Genomic DNA, 12,730 nt, shown 5'->3' with positions numbered 1-12,730 from the left:
GCATCACACCGTGAACGGCTATCCACAGGCTGTCAGCCTGGGGACAAACGGGATCGTCCGATCGCGAACCATGGCAAACTGAAGGAACCAGCCACTACGTGAAGGAGCAGACCGGATGCCGACTCCGCGCTTCCTCCAGCTCGCCGACGTCGCCGAGGTGCTCAACATCTCCGCGAACCAGGTGTACGCCCTGGTCCGCCGCGGTGACATCCCCGCGGTGAAGATCGGCGGGCGCGGGCAGTGGCGGGTCGAGGCGACCGAGCTGGAGAAGTACATCGAGCGCCTCTACACCGAGACACGCGAGTTCATCGACGCCCACCCGTTCGGCGAGGACGCCGAGCAGCCGGAGGACGTTCACAACTAGCGGCGCCGGACTGCACACAGCGCCTGGGTCGGCACCAGGCGCACGTTGTAGACCTCGGTCCGCCTGCGCGGCGTATCCAGCGGATGCTCTGCGATCTCCAGGAAGTCCGCCCCGACCCGGTCGATCGTCCCGGTGACCGGCGCTCCACCGCAGAACAGCGTCACCGGTGAGCGATCGCGCGCGATCCCACGCAGCAGGTGAGCCAGGCCGAGCTTGCCCGCCACCGCCCCGACGGCCGGCTCGGCCCACGGCCCCAGCCGATGTACGGCGACCAGCGCAGCGACCGGGATCAGCCACTCCTCGGCGCGCTCGGTCTCGATCAGCAGGCAGTCCTTCCCGACGCGGGTGAGCTCCCCCTGGACGGGCTCGGCGTTCGCCAGTTCCACGCGGACGACGGTGTCGACGGCGCCCCGCAGGCGGTCGAGGACGGTGATCTTGCCGACCTCGGCGCGGATCCGATCCGCGACCTCGCCGTAGAGATCCTCCGCCTGGAGCGCGTCGAACTGCGACTCCAGATCCGCGAACAACGCATCCCACCGCATAGCGGTGAACCTACCCGATCCCGCTCACCTTCCGTGCGTCGAGCCGACGCTGCGTGACATTCCGACTTGCAAACTGGCCTGAGTACCGGTCTATAGTGGTCAAGCAGACGCAAACTCAAGCAAACTCATAGATCAGAGATCAAGCGGGGTGAACGCGATGATCCGGGGACTGAAAGGGCTGGCCGCCCTGACCGCGCTGGCCGGGCTCGGCCTGGCATTGCGCTGGATGACGGCCAGCACGTACGGCGAAGCCAGCAGCCACGACCTCGACTCGCTGACGGTGCTCGCGGTCGCGACAGTCGCCTGGATGGCCTACGGCTGGCTCGCGCTGGCCGTGACGACGACCGTCCTCGAGCAACTCCCGGGCGCGATCGGCACCGCCGCATCCGCCGTCGCCACCCGGATCACGTCTCACACCGCCCGCACCCTCCTGCGCTCCACGCTCGGCCTGGCCGCGGTCACGCCGCTGACCATCGGAGCCGCCCACGCCGCACCAGGTGACGGCACCACCAACGACCCGTGGCTGGAGCCCCGGTCCTCACTCCAGCCCGCCGCCACCACGGCCAACGCGAGCACCTGGCGCACCACCGAGCCGCCGTCCACCGTCCGCCTGACTGGATCGGACGCGTCCCCCCGCACGCAGGTCGACGTACGACGGGATGCTCGAGCCCACCGCGTCGTACCGGCCGAGCCACAGCGGACTGCATCGCAGCCGGGTGGGGCCCGGGTGCGGATCGGGGTGCCGGATCGGCCTACTGCGGGGGCTGCGACGCGCTACACCGATCTGCGGTCGGGGCAGCCGGTGCGGGTGCCTCGCCGTGTCGTCGTCAAACCCGGCGACACGCTCTGGAGCATCGCCGCGACCGAGCTCGGCGGGCACGCCACCCCGCAGGACGTCGCCTCTCGCTGGCCGGCCTGGTACGCCGCCAACCGCCGGCTGATCGGGCCCGACCCCGACCTGATTCGTCCCGGCCAGGTGCTGCGCATCCCGCCGCCCGCGACCGGCAACCCCGTGCCGCCCACCCACCAGGAGAAGTGACATGAGCCAGCAGAACCTGCCCGCGGCCCCCACCGAGCGCCCCGATCAGGCCCGCCCGACCTTGACCCCGGTGCCACCCCTCACCGAGGCCGCCGAGTCCCACGTCGACCTGTCCGAGGTGGAAACCCCACAGCTGCGCGCGATCACGGTCGACTCGGCGCAGCACGCCGTACCGCCGACCGTCCGGCACGCCGGCGCCATGCCCGCCAACACCCTCGCCCGCCGCCACCAAGCGCTCAAGCGCCTTGGCGTCACCCCCGATCCGGCAGAGGCGTCTCCGGACCCGAGCGGTACGCCTGCGGCCGCAACGCCGGGAGTGCCGGATGCTCGGGTGTGGGGTGGGCGGCTGGCGCAGGCGGTTTCCGAGGTGCTGGCCGGGGATCGGCCGATTTCTCAGCTGGTGCGGTTCACGGACGATGTGGTGTTTGCCGAGCTGACTCGCAGAGTTCGGCTGCTCGGGCTGACGACCACGGCGACCGGGCGCGGGGCCAAGGAGCGGAGTGCGCTCCGCTCGGTTCGCGTCTGTTGCCCGGCCAAGGACGTCGCCGAGGTGGCTGCCCACGTTCGGCACGGTCATCGGTCCCGGGCGATCGCCCTCCGCCTCGAGATCCGCCGCAACCGCTGGGTCTGCACCGCCCTGGAACTCGGCTGACCTCGCCTCGGGTTGCGCCCCAGCCATCGGTGGCTGGGTTGCACGATCGGATTGCTGTGGTCAGTCGGTGGTGGCTTCGGCGACGGAGCGGGGTGGGTGGACTTTCGAGAAGTGGAGGTTGCCGGCGGGCATCATCCAGGTCATGACGGTGACCGCGAGGCGCCCGGCTCGGACCGCGGGGTCGGCTTCGGCGTGGGTTCGGGCGGTTTCGTGGTCGACGGACCAGATCGAGAAGCCTCGGTAGCGTTCGTCGTCCTGGTCGGTGAGGGGGCCGCGGGCCAGGACCAGACCGCGGTCCTGCATTTCGGCACCGTGCGCCAGGTGGCGGTTCTGGAGAGCGGTGGCCTCGGCGTCGGTCATCTCGGGGGCGTCCGGCCGCAGCGTCAGCAGGATCACGGTGTACCGGTCGAACTGCATGATCCGAAGCTAGCTGAACGGCGTGCAGGTGTGGAATTGTCGGCGCGGGGTTACAGACTGGGGACGTGACTGAGTTCGAGCCGTACCGGGAGCGTCCTGCGCGGGTGCCGGGTGCGGTCTTGTGGACGCGGACGGCGGAAGGCGGCGACTACCGCGTTCTGCCGGACGGCTGTATGGACTTGCTCCTGATGGACGACGAGCTGGTCATCGCGGGCCCGGACAGCCGCGCGTGGGTCGGCTCGGCGGCAGCGGGGACGCGGTACGCCGGGATTCGGTTCGCACCGGGGACGGCGCCGCGGTTCCTCGGCGTACCGGCGAAGGATCTGCTCAACGAGCGGGTGGCGCTGGCGGATCTCTGGTCGCCGGCGCGGAGTCGGCGGCTGGCGGACCAGGTGCGACTGGCGGAGGCCCCGGCGTTGGCGTTGGAGCAGGCGGTGGCGGACCTGATCGAGGAGCCACCGGACGGGCTGATCACGCAGGTGCTGCGAGCTGTCCGGAGCGGGATGCTCCGCGGAGGGGCCGGCGTGCTGTCGCTGGCTGGGAGCGTCGGATTGAGCGAGCGTCAACTGCACCGGCGGTGCCTGCATGCGTTCGGCTATGGCCCGAAGATGCTCGACCGCGTGCTGCGGATGAACGTCGCCCTCGACCACGCGCGAACCGGGCTCGCACTCGCGGACGTCGCCGTACTGACCGGGTACGCCGACCAAGCCCACTTCACCCGAGACGTCAAGGCCCTCACTGGCCTGCCGCCCCGCGTGCTCCTCGGCTGAGCGTCCCTAAAGCACCACCGTGAAGCCGCCTGGCTGGACGAGGACGCTGGAGGTCCCGCCAGTGAGTTGGCGTCGCGAGTGCAGGGTGCCCTGGGCCGTGTAGGTGTAGGCGATGGCGCCTGGCTTGCTGCGCAGCGAGAAGGTTCGCGGATGCGGGTCGACGCTGGAGAGCAGCACGGCCGAGCCGAGCCGCAGTGTGCTGGTGCTGGGGATGAGAAGCAGGGCGTCGATCTGCGCCGTGCCCGTGGTGGACGCCGCTTTGAGGCTCGTCGCGTACGGCGGAAGCGGCTGACCCAACGTGATCGGCTGGAGCACGCCCGGGGCCGCGGAGATGCCTTGCGGACCGGGAGCACTGTGGTCGATCGTGCCCAGCGACGAGGAGCCGGAGAACCAACTCGTGGTGCCGGGGTCGAGCAGGTTGACGACGGGAAGCACAAGACGCGGCTGCGACGACGGCTCCAGCGTCCAGACAGTAGACGAGCCGGCGGTCAGCGAGACGTAGGATCCGTTGCTCCACTGGGATTCCCCGGTCCACGCGGACGGAGGCGTGACGACTGTGCCACCGAAGGCGGACTCACCTTCGACGACCTGCAGGCCCGAGCGGGTGAGCGGGCCCGCACCCAGCTGCTGGGCGAGGTGGGCGAGAGCTGGGTTGGCGTCGAGGGTGAGCATCGAGAGCTGGCCGTGGATGGTGGACTCGGCACCGGAGTTGCGGTTGATCACGCCGTCGCCCGAGATGCCGTCGTACGTGCGGCCGGTCGCCGCGTCGTACATCGCTTCGCCGGCCCGGTTCGCGCCGAAGTACCAAGCGGCGACAAACGCAGCGACCTGTCGGGGTCCGGGCAGCTCGACAGCCAGCAAGCCTTGCAGCCGGGCGTCGACGCCATAGGCGATCTGAGTACGGTCGATCGGCGCCGGCAGCCAGCCGTTGTCGGGCCCGCCCGCGGTCAACAGCAGCGGAGTGAACCCAGCCGTGTCCCCAACCGCAGGCCCAACCGGAGTGCCAACAACGGACGCAGCGGCAGCCAGCGCGGACGGCATCTGCGCGCCCCACGCATGCCAGACCGAGATGGACTCACCCCACGGCAGCAGCGCACGGAACGGCCACTCGCGCGACGACCCAGCACTCAGAGCAGCAATGCCCTCAGCGAACTGCGTCAACGCACGCCGAGCCCGAGCAGACCCACCAGCACGGACGTAGGCTGCCAACCCGAGCACAGCCTCCGACGTCGCGTCAGCACCGTTCACGATGAGCCATGCAGGGACCCGGCGACCGTCGACGATGTTCCACTCGCCGTACCGAACCAGCACCTGCCGCTCCAACGCAGCCAGCGCCAACTCGAGCCGGTCGCGAAGGAACTCGGCAAACCCACGGTCCACCCGACGGAAAGCGGCGTACCCCTCCCCCAGCGCCCAGACCGTACGAGCGAGCCAGTACGACGGCCCGGAGTCGGACGGATCGGGGAGCTCGACAGGATCGGCGCTCGGGTTGAGTGCGCCGTCCGGCTGCATCCACAGGACCACGTTGCCGTTCGGCGACTGCAGATAGGTGAGCCCGCGCAGCAGGTCCCGGGCAACGTCCAGCCGCCGACTGCGCAGGTACACGACAGCCGCACGCGAGATATCGTCCGCGTTGAAGGCACCCTGCCCGTAGGTGTCGGTCGCCGGGTCGTACGTGCGGCCGCCGATCCGCTTGTACGAGCCGTCGGCCTGTCGATCCGCGTAGGTCCACAGCACCCCCAAAGGCCCGGAGCCGTAGGTGCTGTGCCCAGGCGTGGCCGGTGGCGTGACCGTCGTACGCAGGTAGTCGAGATGCGCGAGGTTGGTCAGCCGGCCCGTCGCCGAGGCAGGCGTGGTGACTGCAGACGCAGCGCCCAGTGCGAGGGCGCCGCCGAGGACGGCTCGGCGGCGGATCCTCATGACACCCGATCCAATCTGGCGACGCCGATGGCCGCGTCGGCCATTCCGTAGAAGACGTACTGCACTCCGTCGACCTCCTCGATGGCGGTCGGGAACACCACGTTCCCGACGGTTCCGATCCGCTCCTCGTCGGTCTCCGGCACCAGCATCGGCTCCTCGGTCCGGGCGATCACCTTGGTCACGTCGGACGCGTCCAGCAGCAGCGCGCCGACCGCGTAGCTGACCTTCTGCGTGGTCGGATCGAAGCCTTGTGGCTGCTCGCCGGTCACACCGTGATGAATCACCAGCCAGCCCTCCGGCACCCGCAGCGGCGCCGGTCCGGCGCCGATCTTGAGCTCCTCGAAGGGGTACTCCGACATCGCGACGAGCCGGTGGTTGCGCAGGTGCACGAGGTTCCGCACATCGCGCTCGACGTCCGCGACCGGCACGAACGAGACCCAGATCCCCGGGCGGTCGTCCTTCACACCAGCGGGCAGGTGCACTCCTTCGCCTTCGCGGAACCAGCCGAGGTCCCACATCGGCCGATGGAGCATCGCGTACGACGGTTCGCCGTCCGGGCCGGTGACCGGTTCGGGGAAGAACACGGTGTCCTTGTTCGGGAAGAGATTCAGGTCGGTGTCCAACGAGGGCTGGTACTCGAAGTGCAGTGGTCCGAGCCGTTCCCAGGAGCGCAGGTCGACCGACGTGGCCAGCGCGGGTTTGGGGCCGAGCGGGCCGTAGGCGACGTACGTCATCACGTGGGTGCCGAGCGACGGGATCCAGGTCACTCGCGGGTCCTCGACACCGGCGTTGTTCAGGCCGCGCTCCCAGCCCTCGTCGGGAGCCAGTACGACGCCTTCGCGCCGTACGCCGACCGGAACACCATCCTTCAGCTCTACCTCGGCCAGGCCGACCCGGGACACGTTGCCTGAAGCAACCAGCCGCGGCAGCAGGTACAGCCGGCCGTCCGGGGTGTGGCCGGTGGCCGGGTTCAGCACCCCCTCGGCCTCGAGGTCGTTGCCCGGCTCGGGCGTCATCAGCACGCCGACACGAGTAAGGGTGTAAGGAACAGTCACAACAAGAAGCCTTTCAGGATTAGCCTTTGACGCCGGACGAGATGTTCGTCGAGATGAAGCGGCGCTGGAAGATCAGGAACAACGTCACCGCGGGCGCGGCCAGCACGCACGCCCCGGCGAGCACCGCGCCGAACGGGTTCGCGGCCCGCGACGACACCGTGGTCAGGTAGTTCGACAGCGAGACCGCGAGCGGTTGCAGGTCCTGCTGCTTGGTGATCAGGAACGGCCAGAGGAACTCGTTCCACGGCCCGATGAAGGTCAGCAGCACGCCGGTCAGCAGCGCTGGCTTGACCAGCGGGATGGCCACCCGCCACAGGATGCCCAGCTCGCCGGCGCCGTCGATCCGGGCCGCGTCGAACAACTCCTGCGGTAGCTGGAGGAAGTACTGCCGGAACACGAACACCGCGGTCGAGTTGATCGCGAACGGCAGGATCATGCCGAGGTAGGAGTCGGCCAGCCCGTAGCTGCGCACGATCAGCACGTACAGCGGGATCGTCAGCAACTGGAACGGCACGACCTGGACCAGCAGCATCAGGTTGAACACCAGCCCGCGACCGCGGAAGTGCAACCGCGCGAGCGCGTACCCGGCGAGCACGCCGAACACCAGCGTCCCGAGGATGACACCACCGGTGAAGATCCCCGAGTTGATCAGCGACCGGCCGAGGTTGATCGCGTTGTTGATCTCCACGTAGTTGTGCCCGGTCAGGTTCCCCGGTGCCGGGAACGCCCCGCTCACCGAGGGATCCGGCTCGGTCTGCAGCGACCCGATCAGCATGTAGTAGAAGGGGAACAGGAACACGAAGGCGCCGGCGAGCAGCGCGACGAACCGTAGCCGCATCAGTCCTCCTTCCCGACGAAGCGCCGTTCGACGAGCGCCAGGATCAGTACGCCGATCACCAGCAGCACCCCGATCGCGGACCCGATGTCCGGGTTCCCCTGCTCGATGCCCTTCTGGTACATCACCAGCACCGGTGACGCCGACGCCCCGTCCGGACCGCCCCCGCCGGTCAGCAGGTACGGCTCGGTGAACAGGTTCGCCCCGGTCACCGTCGCCAGCAGGACGACGAGAGTCGTCGCCGGCCGCACGCCGGGCACGGTCACGTTCAGGAACGACTTCCAGCGTCCGGCCCCATCCATCGAGGCCGCCTCGTACAGGTCTTTCGACACGTTCTGCAACGCCGCCAGGTACAGCAGGATGAAGAACCCGAGCTGTTTCCAGGTCACGTAGACCGCGATCGTCGGCATCGCCAGCGCCGAGTTCACCAGCCACGACGGGTCCGGCGCGAGCGGGCCGAGGATCGAGTTCACCAGCCCGTTCGAGTTGAACAGGAACAGCCAGACCCCGACCACCGCGACACTCGCGGTCACGTACGGCACGTAGTACGAGACCCGGAAGAACGTCCGCCAGCGGATCGCGGCGTTCAGAGCGGTCGCCAGTCCGAGCGCCAGTACGACGGTCAGCGGCACGTTGATCACCAGGAAGATGGCCACGTTGACGAAGGACCGCCGTACGGCGGGATCCGACAGCACCGTCACGTAGTTGTCGAGACCCACGAACGGCCTTTCCACGATCGCGCCCGGCGCGGTGAAGAAGTAGTCGTGGAACGACATGTACGCCGCGAACCCGAGCGGGTAGGCGAACACGGCCGCCAGGAACACGACGTACGGCGTGACGAAGGCGGTGCTGGCCGGATGCTCACCGAGGATCCGGCCGACAACACCACGCCGGGCACCAGGCCGGACACCAGGCCGCACGCCGTGCCGCCGGCGGGTTCGGCTCGAGGCCAGTCGGGTCATGACTGCGCGGCGAGCTGATCGACCTTCTGCGCCGCGCCGTCCAGCGCCGCGCCCGGGTCCTCCTGGCCGAAGATGACGGACTTGGAGTAGGCGTCCCGGAAGGTCTGCCAGATGGTGATCGAGTTCGGCACGTTCGGCACCTCGACAGTGCGGGCCGCCTGGTCCGCGAACGTCTTGTAGTCCGGGTTCTTCGCGAAGTAGTCCGCGTACGCCGACGCCACGTCCTTGCGCAGCGGCATCTGCCCGGTCGTCTCGAGGAACTTGCCGTCCTGCTCCTGGCTGGTGGCGAACTTCAGCACCTCCCACGCGGTGCCGCGGTTCTTGCACGCCGAGTACATCGCGACGTTCTTCGCGTCGGAGAAGGTGTGGATCTCTCCTCCCGGCTTGCCGGCCGAGGTCGGCACCGGGACGACGCCCCAGTCGACCTTGCCCTTGTACGTCGCGATCGCCCACGGACCCACGACCGCCATCGCGGCGGTGCCGTCGACGAACGCGTCACCGGTGTACTTCTCCTGCGACGCCAGCTTGTCGGCGTACATCGTCCGCCAGAACTGCGCGACCTTCTTGCCCTCGTCGGAGTTGAACGTCGCCTTGCCGTCGGCCACCAGCTGCTTGCCACCGCTCTCGGCCGCGTACAACGGGTAGAAGTCGAACCAGGACTGGAAGAACTCGTTGCTCGGCGCCGGGTAGATGGCGAACTTCGCGGCCTTCGCGGCGACCAGCTTGCGGGAGGTGTCGAGGAACTCGTCGTACGTCGCCAGCGGCGGCTTCGCAGTGTCGATCCCGGCCTTGGCGAACGCCGACTTGTTGTAGAAGATCATCACCGGGTTCGACTTCCACGGCAGCTGGTAGTACTTGCCGTCGGACGACTTGTACTGCTCGGCCACGTCACCCGAGCGGTCCTCGATGTACGACTTGCCGTCGCTGAAGCTGTCCAGCGGCACCAAACCGCCCTGCTTCTGGAACTGCGAGACCGACGCCGGCGAGGTGTTGAAAATCAAGCACGGCGCGTTGCCAGCGGTGATCGCGGCCCCGATCACCTCCTCGGAGCTCTTCCCGGTCGGGATCTCCTGGGCGGTCACCTTCTGGTCCGGGTGCGCGGTGTTCCAGGCCGCGACCATCTGCTTGCCCCAAGCAACTTCTTCCTTGTTGTTCGAGTACCAGATGGTGATCGGGCCGGTGGCCTTGGCCGCGGCGTCGGCGTCACCAGCGCCGCCCCCGCTGTCGCCACACGCGGCGAGCGAGCCGGCCAGTACCAGGGCCAGCAGTCCAGCTTGCAATTTCATGGTTCCTCCAGGGGAGAGCTACGCAGGGGGCGCGGCAGTGGAGCGCCGTACGACGAGCTCGGCGGGTGCCAGCTCGGCATCAGGTACGTCGGACTCGCCGTCGACGACCTGGTTGAGGGTCTGGGCGGCCGCCTCGCCGAAGCGGAACGGGTCGGCGCGCACGGTGGTCAGGCCCGGGTGGACGTACTCGGCCAGTTCGCTGTCGTCGAAGCCCGCGATGCTCAGGTCGTCCGGGACGGTCAGCCCGGCCGCCTGGGCGGCGCCGAGGCCGGCGATCGCCATCCGGTCGTTCGCGTAGACGATCGCGGTCGGCGGCTCGGGCAGCGCGAGCAGCCGCCGGGTGGCCTCGATCCCGGCCGCGGCGGTGAAGTCACCGGTCTCGATCGCGACCGGCTCCAGCCCGGCGTCGGCCAGGGCCGCCACGAAGGCCGTCGACCGTGCGGTCGCGTGCACGAAGGCGGGCGGGCCCGCGACGTGCGCGATCCGGGTGTGACCGAGCTCGACGAGGTGCTCGACGACCGCGCGAGTGCCTGGGCGGTCGTCCAGGACGACGGCCGGGAACGGCGACGTGCCGTCCGGCCGGTTCAGGGTCACGGCGGGCATGCCGAGCTCGACCAGCAGGTCGATCCGGGGGTCGTCGTGCCGGAGGTCGGACAGGAAGACGCCGTCGACGCGGGCGTCCCGGGAGAGTCGCCGGTAGCCGGCCTCCTCTTCCTCGCCGGCTGTGACGACCTGCAGGACCAGGGCCTGCCCGCGGGTGGACAGCACGCTCTCGACACCGGCGATGAAGGCGGAGAAGAACGGGTCCGAGGACAGCACGTCCGGGTCCCGGGTGATCACCAGGCCGAGCGCGAACGCCTTCGAGACCGACAGCGACCGGGCCCGGTTGCTCGGCCGCCAGCCCAGCTCGTCGGCCGCGGCGAGGATCTTGTCGACGGTCGCCTGCGCCAGACCGGGCCGTCCGTTCAGCGCGAAGGACACCGCAGCCTTGGACACACCCGCCCTGCTCGCCACATCGGCGATCGTCGGCCGCTGCTTGCTCATCGCACCTCGCTTGACACGGTTTAAACCGGTTTAGACGGCATTTAAACCGGTTAAAACGCCGTACGTCAAGATCTCAGCCCTTGTGATCCCCTACGCTTCGGCCATGCGCCGTCTGCTCCTGGCCGGGCTGGCCGCAGCCGTGGCCGGTGCCGCGCTGGTCACAGTGCTCAACCGGCGGGACGCCGAAGCGGCCGTCACCCCGCCGCCGGCGCACGCGAGCTTCGACTACCAGATCGGCAGCCCCTACACCCCGCCGGACGGCGTGCAGGTCGTCAGCCGCGACCGGGCCGCGGACGCCGCCGACGGGCTGTACAACATCTGCTACGTGAACGCGTTCCAGGTGCAGCCCGGTGAGCAGGGGCAGTGGGACGCCGACCTGCTGCTCCGCGACGCCGCCGGCAACCTCGTCATCGACGAGGAGTGGGATGAGCCACTTCTCGACCTTCGGACCGAGGACAAGCGGGACCGGATCGCCGCGAAGGTGAACGGGTGGATCGACGGCTGCGCGACGAGCGGGTACCAGGCGGTGGAGCCGGACAACTACGACAGCTACACCCGCTCGAAGGACCTGCTCACCGCCGAGCACGCCAAGGCCTACCTGACCGCGCTGGCCGCACACGCGCACTCGAAGAACCTGGCCATCGGCCAGAAGAACACCGTCGAGCTGGCCGGTGACCGCGAGGCGGTCGGCCTGGACTTCGCGGTCGCAGAGGAATGCGGCGAGTGGGACGAGTGCGGTGAGTACGTCGAAGCGTTCGGCGACAACGTGATCGTGATCGAGTACACCGAGGCCGGTCTGCGGACCGCCTGCGCCGGCTTCGGCGACACAGTCAGCATCGTGCAGCGCGACCGGGACGTCTCAGCTCCCGGCGAGCCCGGCTACGTCCGTCAGGTCTGCTGAGCGGCCTGGAGGTACGTGCGGTAGCGGGCGAAGGAGGTGATGACCTCGGCGGCGGTCGTCTGCCCAGTGAGTGCGCCGACGCCCTGGCCTGCGTAGATGGACGTGCGGGTCGGGTCGGCGGCGCGGACCCCGGCCACGTAGTCGCCGTGACCGGCGTCGTCGGCCTTGAGTTCCGCCTCGCGGCCTTCCCACGTGTCGAAGTAGGCGTTCCGGAGCGCCCGGCCACCGAACTCGTCCGGCCACCCGGCCCGTGAGGCCGCGTCGAAGACGGTGCCATAGACCGTGTCGGTCTCGTCCGCCTCGATCACCCGCGCCCGCACCGTGTCTGGCGTCAACGCCTCGGCGCAGGTGAGGAACGCCGTACCGACCCAACCGCCGGCAGCGCCTGCGGCCAGTACGGCGGCCAGCCCGCGCGGACCTGAGATGCCGCCGGCCGCGAGCACCGGGAGGTCGGTGAGGTCCAGAATCGCTTGTAGCAAAGGAAGTGTGGCGACCGCGTTGCGGCCGTGCCCGCCCGCCTCGGCGCCGCGCGCGACGATCGCGTCCACGCCGGCGTCGATCGCCTCCCGCGCGTCGGCCACCGTCCCTGCCTGCATGGCGACGACGATGCCTTCCTCCTGCAGCAGCCCGACGTACGGCGCGTAGTCGCCGAAGCTGAGTGATACGAGGGCGGGCTTGAGCTCGAGCACCGCGTCGAGGTGCTCCGGGTGATCCTTGACGGACCACGCCATCAGGCCGACGCCGTACGGGTTCCCGCCGTCCGCGGCGACCGCGCCCTCGGTCCGGATCCAGTCGGCGCTCACCGCGGAGCCGGCGCCGAGCATCCCCAGCCCCCCGGCGGCCGAGATGGCGGCGGCCAGGCGGCCGCCGCTCACGTTCGCCATCGGTGCACCCACCAGTGGGACCGACAGCCCGAACTTCTCCGTCAGCCACATGGTGGGTG

The 12,730-nt window shown here is 69.5% G+C and carries 14 protein-coding genes; 5 read left to right on the top strand and 9 right to left on the bottom strand.

From position 1 onward, the window contains the following. Nucleotides 1-115 precede the first annotated feature (115 nt). Nucleotides 116-364 (top strand): helix-turn-helix domain-containing protein, encoded by a 249-nt coding sequence (locus ACIBL3_RS40170; protein ID WP_396359230.1) that lies wholly within the window; start codon nt 116-118, stop codon nt 362-364. On the opposite strand, the gene ACIBL3_RS40165 is transcribed toward ACIBL3_RS40170, so the two are convergent. Further along, complete coding sequence (locus ACIBL3_RS40165) at nt 361-906, bottom strand: hypothetical protein (protein ID WP_396359229.1); 546 nt, start codon at nt 904-906, stop codon at nt 361-363. The genes ACIBL3_RS40170 and ACIBL3_RS40165 overlap by 4 nt on opposite strands. A gap of 157 nt (nt 907-1,063) precedes the next feature. Here ACIBL3_RS40165 and ACIBL3_RS40160 point away from each other — a divergent pair, with 157 nt between their 5' ends. Together ACIBL3_RS40160 and ACIBL3_RS40155 are read left to right on the top strand one after the other, a co-directional pair. After that, nucleotides 1,064-1,945 carry a LysM peptidoglycan-binding domain-containing protein gene (locus ACIBL3_RS40160; RefSeq protein WP_396359228.1) on the top strand — a complete coding sequence of 294 codons (882 nt, stop codon included), beginning with the start codon at nt 1,064-1,066 and terminating at the stop codon, nt 1,943-1,945. 1 nt (nt 1,946) lies between these two features. Beyond that, entirely contained in the window at nt 1,947-2,597 is a 651-nt protein-coding gene (locus ACIBL3_RS40155) for an Rv3235 family protein (protein ID WP_396359227.1), read from the top strand. Between the two features lie 60 nt (nt 2,598-2,657). Here ACIBL3_RS40155 and ACIBL3_RS40150 read toward each other — a convergent pair whose 3' ends face one another. Further along, a complete protein-coding gene (locus tag ACIBL3_RS40150) occupies nt 2,658-3,014 on the bottom strand; it encodes a YciI family protein (protein ID WP_396359226.1) in 357 nt (118 codons plus the stop codon). Between the two features lie 65 nt (nt 3,015-3,079). On the opposite strand from ACIBL3_RS40150, the gene ACIBL3_RS40145 reads away from it, so the two are divergent. Then, complete coding sequence (locus tag ACIBL3_RS40145) at nt 3,080-3,784, top strand: helix-turn-helix domain-containing protein (RefSeq protein ID WP_396359225.1); 705 nt, start codon at nt 3,080-3,082, stop codon at nt 3,782-3,784. 6 nt (nt 3,785-3,790) lie between these two features. On the opposite strand, the gene ACIBL3_RS40140 is transcribed toward ACIBL3_RS40145, so the two are convergent. Genes ACIBL3_RS40140 through ACIBL3_RS40115 form a run of 6 tightly spaced genes read right to left on the bottom strand, consistent with a single transcriptional unit; the run spans nt 3,791 to nt 10,886 of the window. Continuing rightward, nucleotides 3,791-5,704 (bottom strand): hypothetical protein, encoded by a 1,914-nt coding sequence (locus ACIBL3_RS40140; protein WP_396359224.1) that lies wholly within the window; start codon nt 5,702-5,704, stop codon nt 3,791-3,793. Continuing rightward, nucleotides 5,701-6,759, bottom strand: coding sequence for a glycosidase (locus ACIBL3_RS40135; RefSeq protein ID WP_396359223.1), 1,059 nt, complete (start codon nt 6,757-6,759; stop codon nt 5,701-5,703). Before ACIBL3_RS40135 ends, ACIBL3_RS40140 begins: the two co-directional genes overlap by 4 nt. 19 nt (nt 6,760-6,778) lie before the next feature. Then, nucleotides 6,779-7,597, bottom strand: a complete 819-nt coding sequence (locus ACIBL3_RS40130; protein WP_396359222.1) for a carbohydrate ABC transporter permease — start codon at nt 7,595-7,597, stop codon at nt 6,779-6,781. Next, entirely contained in the window at nt 7,597-8,556 is a 960-nt protein-coding gene (locus ACIBL3_RS40125) for a carbohydrate ABC transporter permease (protein WP_396359221.1), read from the bottom strand. Before ACIBL3_RS40125 ends, ACIBL3_RS40130 begins: the two co-directional genes overlap by 1 nt. Next, on the bottom strand, nt 8,553-9,842 hold the full coding sequence (locus ACIBL3_RS40120) for an extracellular solute-binding protein (protein ID WP_396359220.1): 1,290 nt from the start codon (nt 9,840-9,842) through the stop codon (nt 8,553-8,555). The genes ACIBL3_RS40125 and ACIBL3_RS40120 overlap by 4 nt, the downstream gene beginning before the upstream one ends. An 18-nt stretch (nt 9,843-9,860) precedes the next feature. Further along, the gene (locus ACIBL3_RS40115) at nt 9,861-10,886 is read right to left on the bottom strand and encodes a LacI family DNA-binding transcriptional regulator (protein WP_396359219.1); all 1,026 of its coding nucleotides are present in this window, start codon (nt 10,884-10,886) and stop codon (nt 9,861-9,863) included. A 103-nt stretch (nt 10,887-10,989) separates the two neighbouring features. Between ACIBL3_RS40115 and ACIBL3_RS40110 the strand changes: the two genes are divergently transcribed. Beyond that, nucleotides 10,990-11,787 (top strand): endo alpha-1,4 polygalactosaminidase, encoded by a 798-nt coding sequence (locus ACIBL3_RS40110; protein ID WP_396359218.1) that lies wholly within the window; start codon nt 10,990-10,992, stop codon nt 11,785-11,787. Here ACIBL3_RS40110 and ACIBL3_RS40105 read toward each other — a convergent pair. Next, complete coding sequence (locus ACIBL3_RS40105; protein WP_396359217.1) at nt 11,775-12,722, bottom strand: NAD(P)H-dependent flavin oxidoreductase; 948 nt, start codon at nt 12,720-12,722, stop codon at nt 11,775-11,777. The genes ACIBL3_RS40110 and ACIBL3_RS40105 overlap by 13 nt on opposite strands. Nucleotides 12,723-12,730: the final 8 nt, after the last annotated feature.

The sequence above is a fragment of the Kribbella sp. NPDC050124 genome (genome assembly GCF_044460355.1).
Taxonomy (GTDB): domain Bacteria; phylum Actinomycetota; class Actinomycetes; order Propionibacteriales; family Kribbellaceae; genus Kribbella.
Note: the sequence above shows the minus strand (reverse complement) of the source record. Positions and strands in the feature narration are given on the sequence as shown.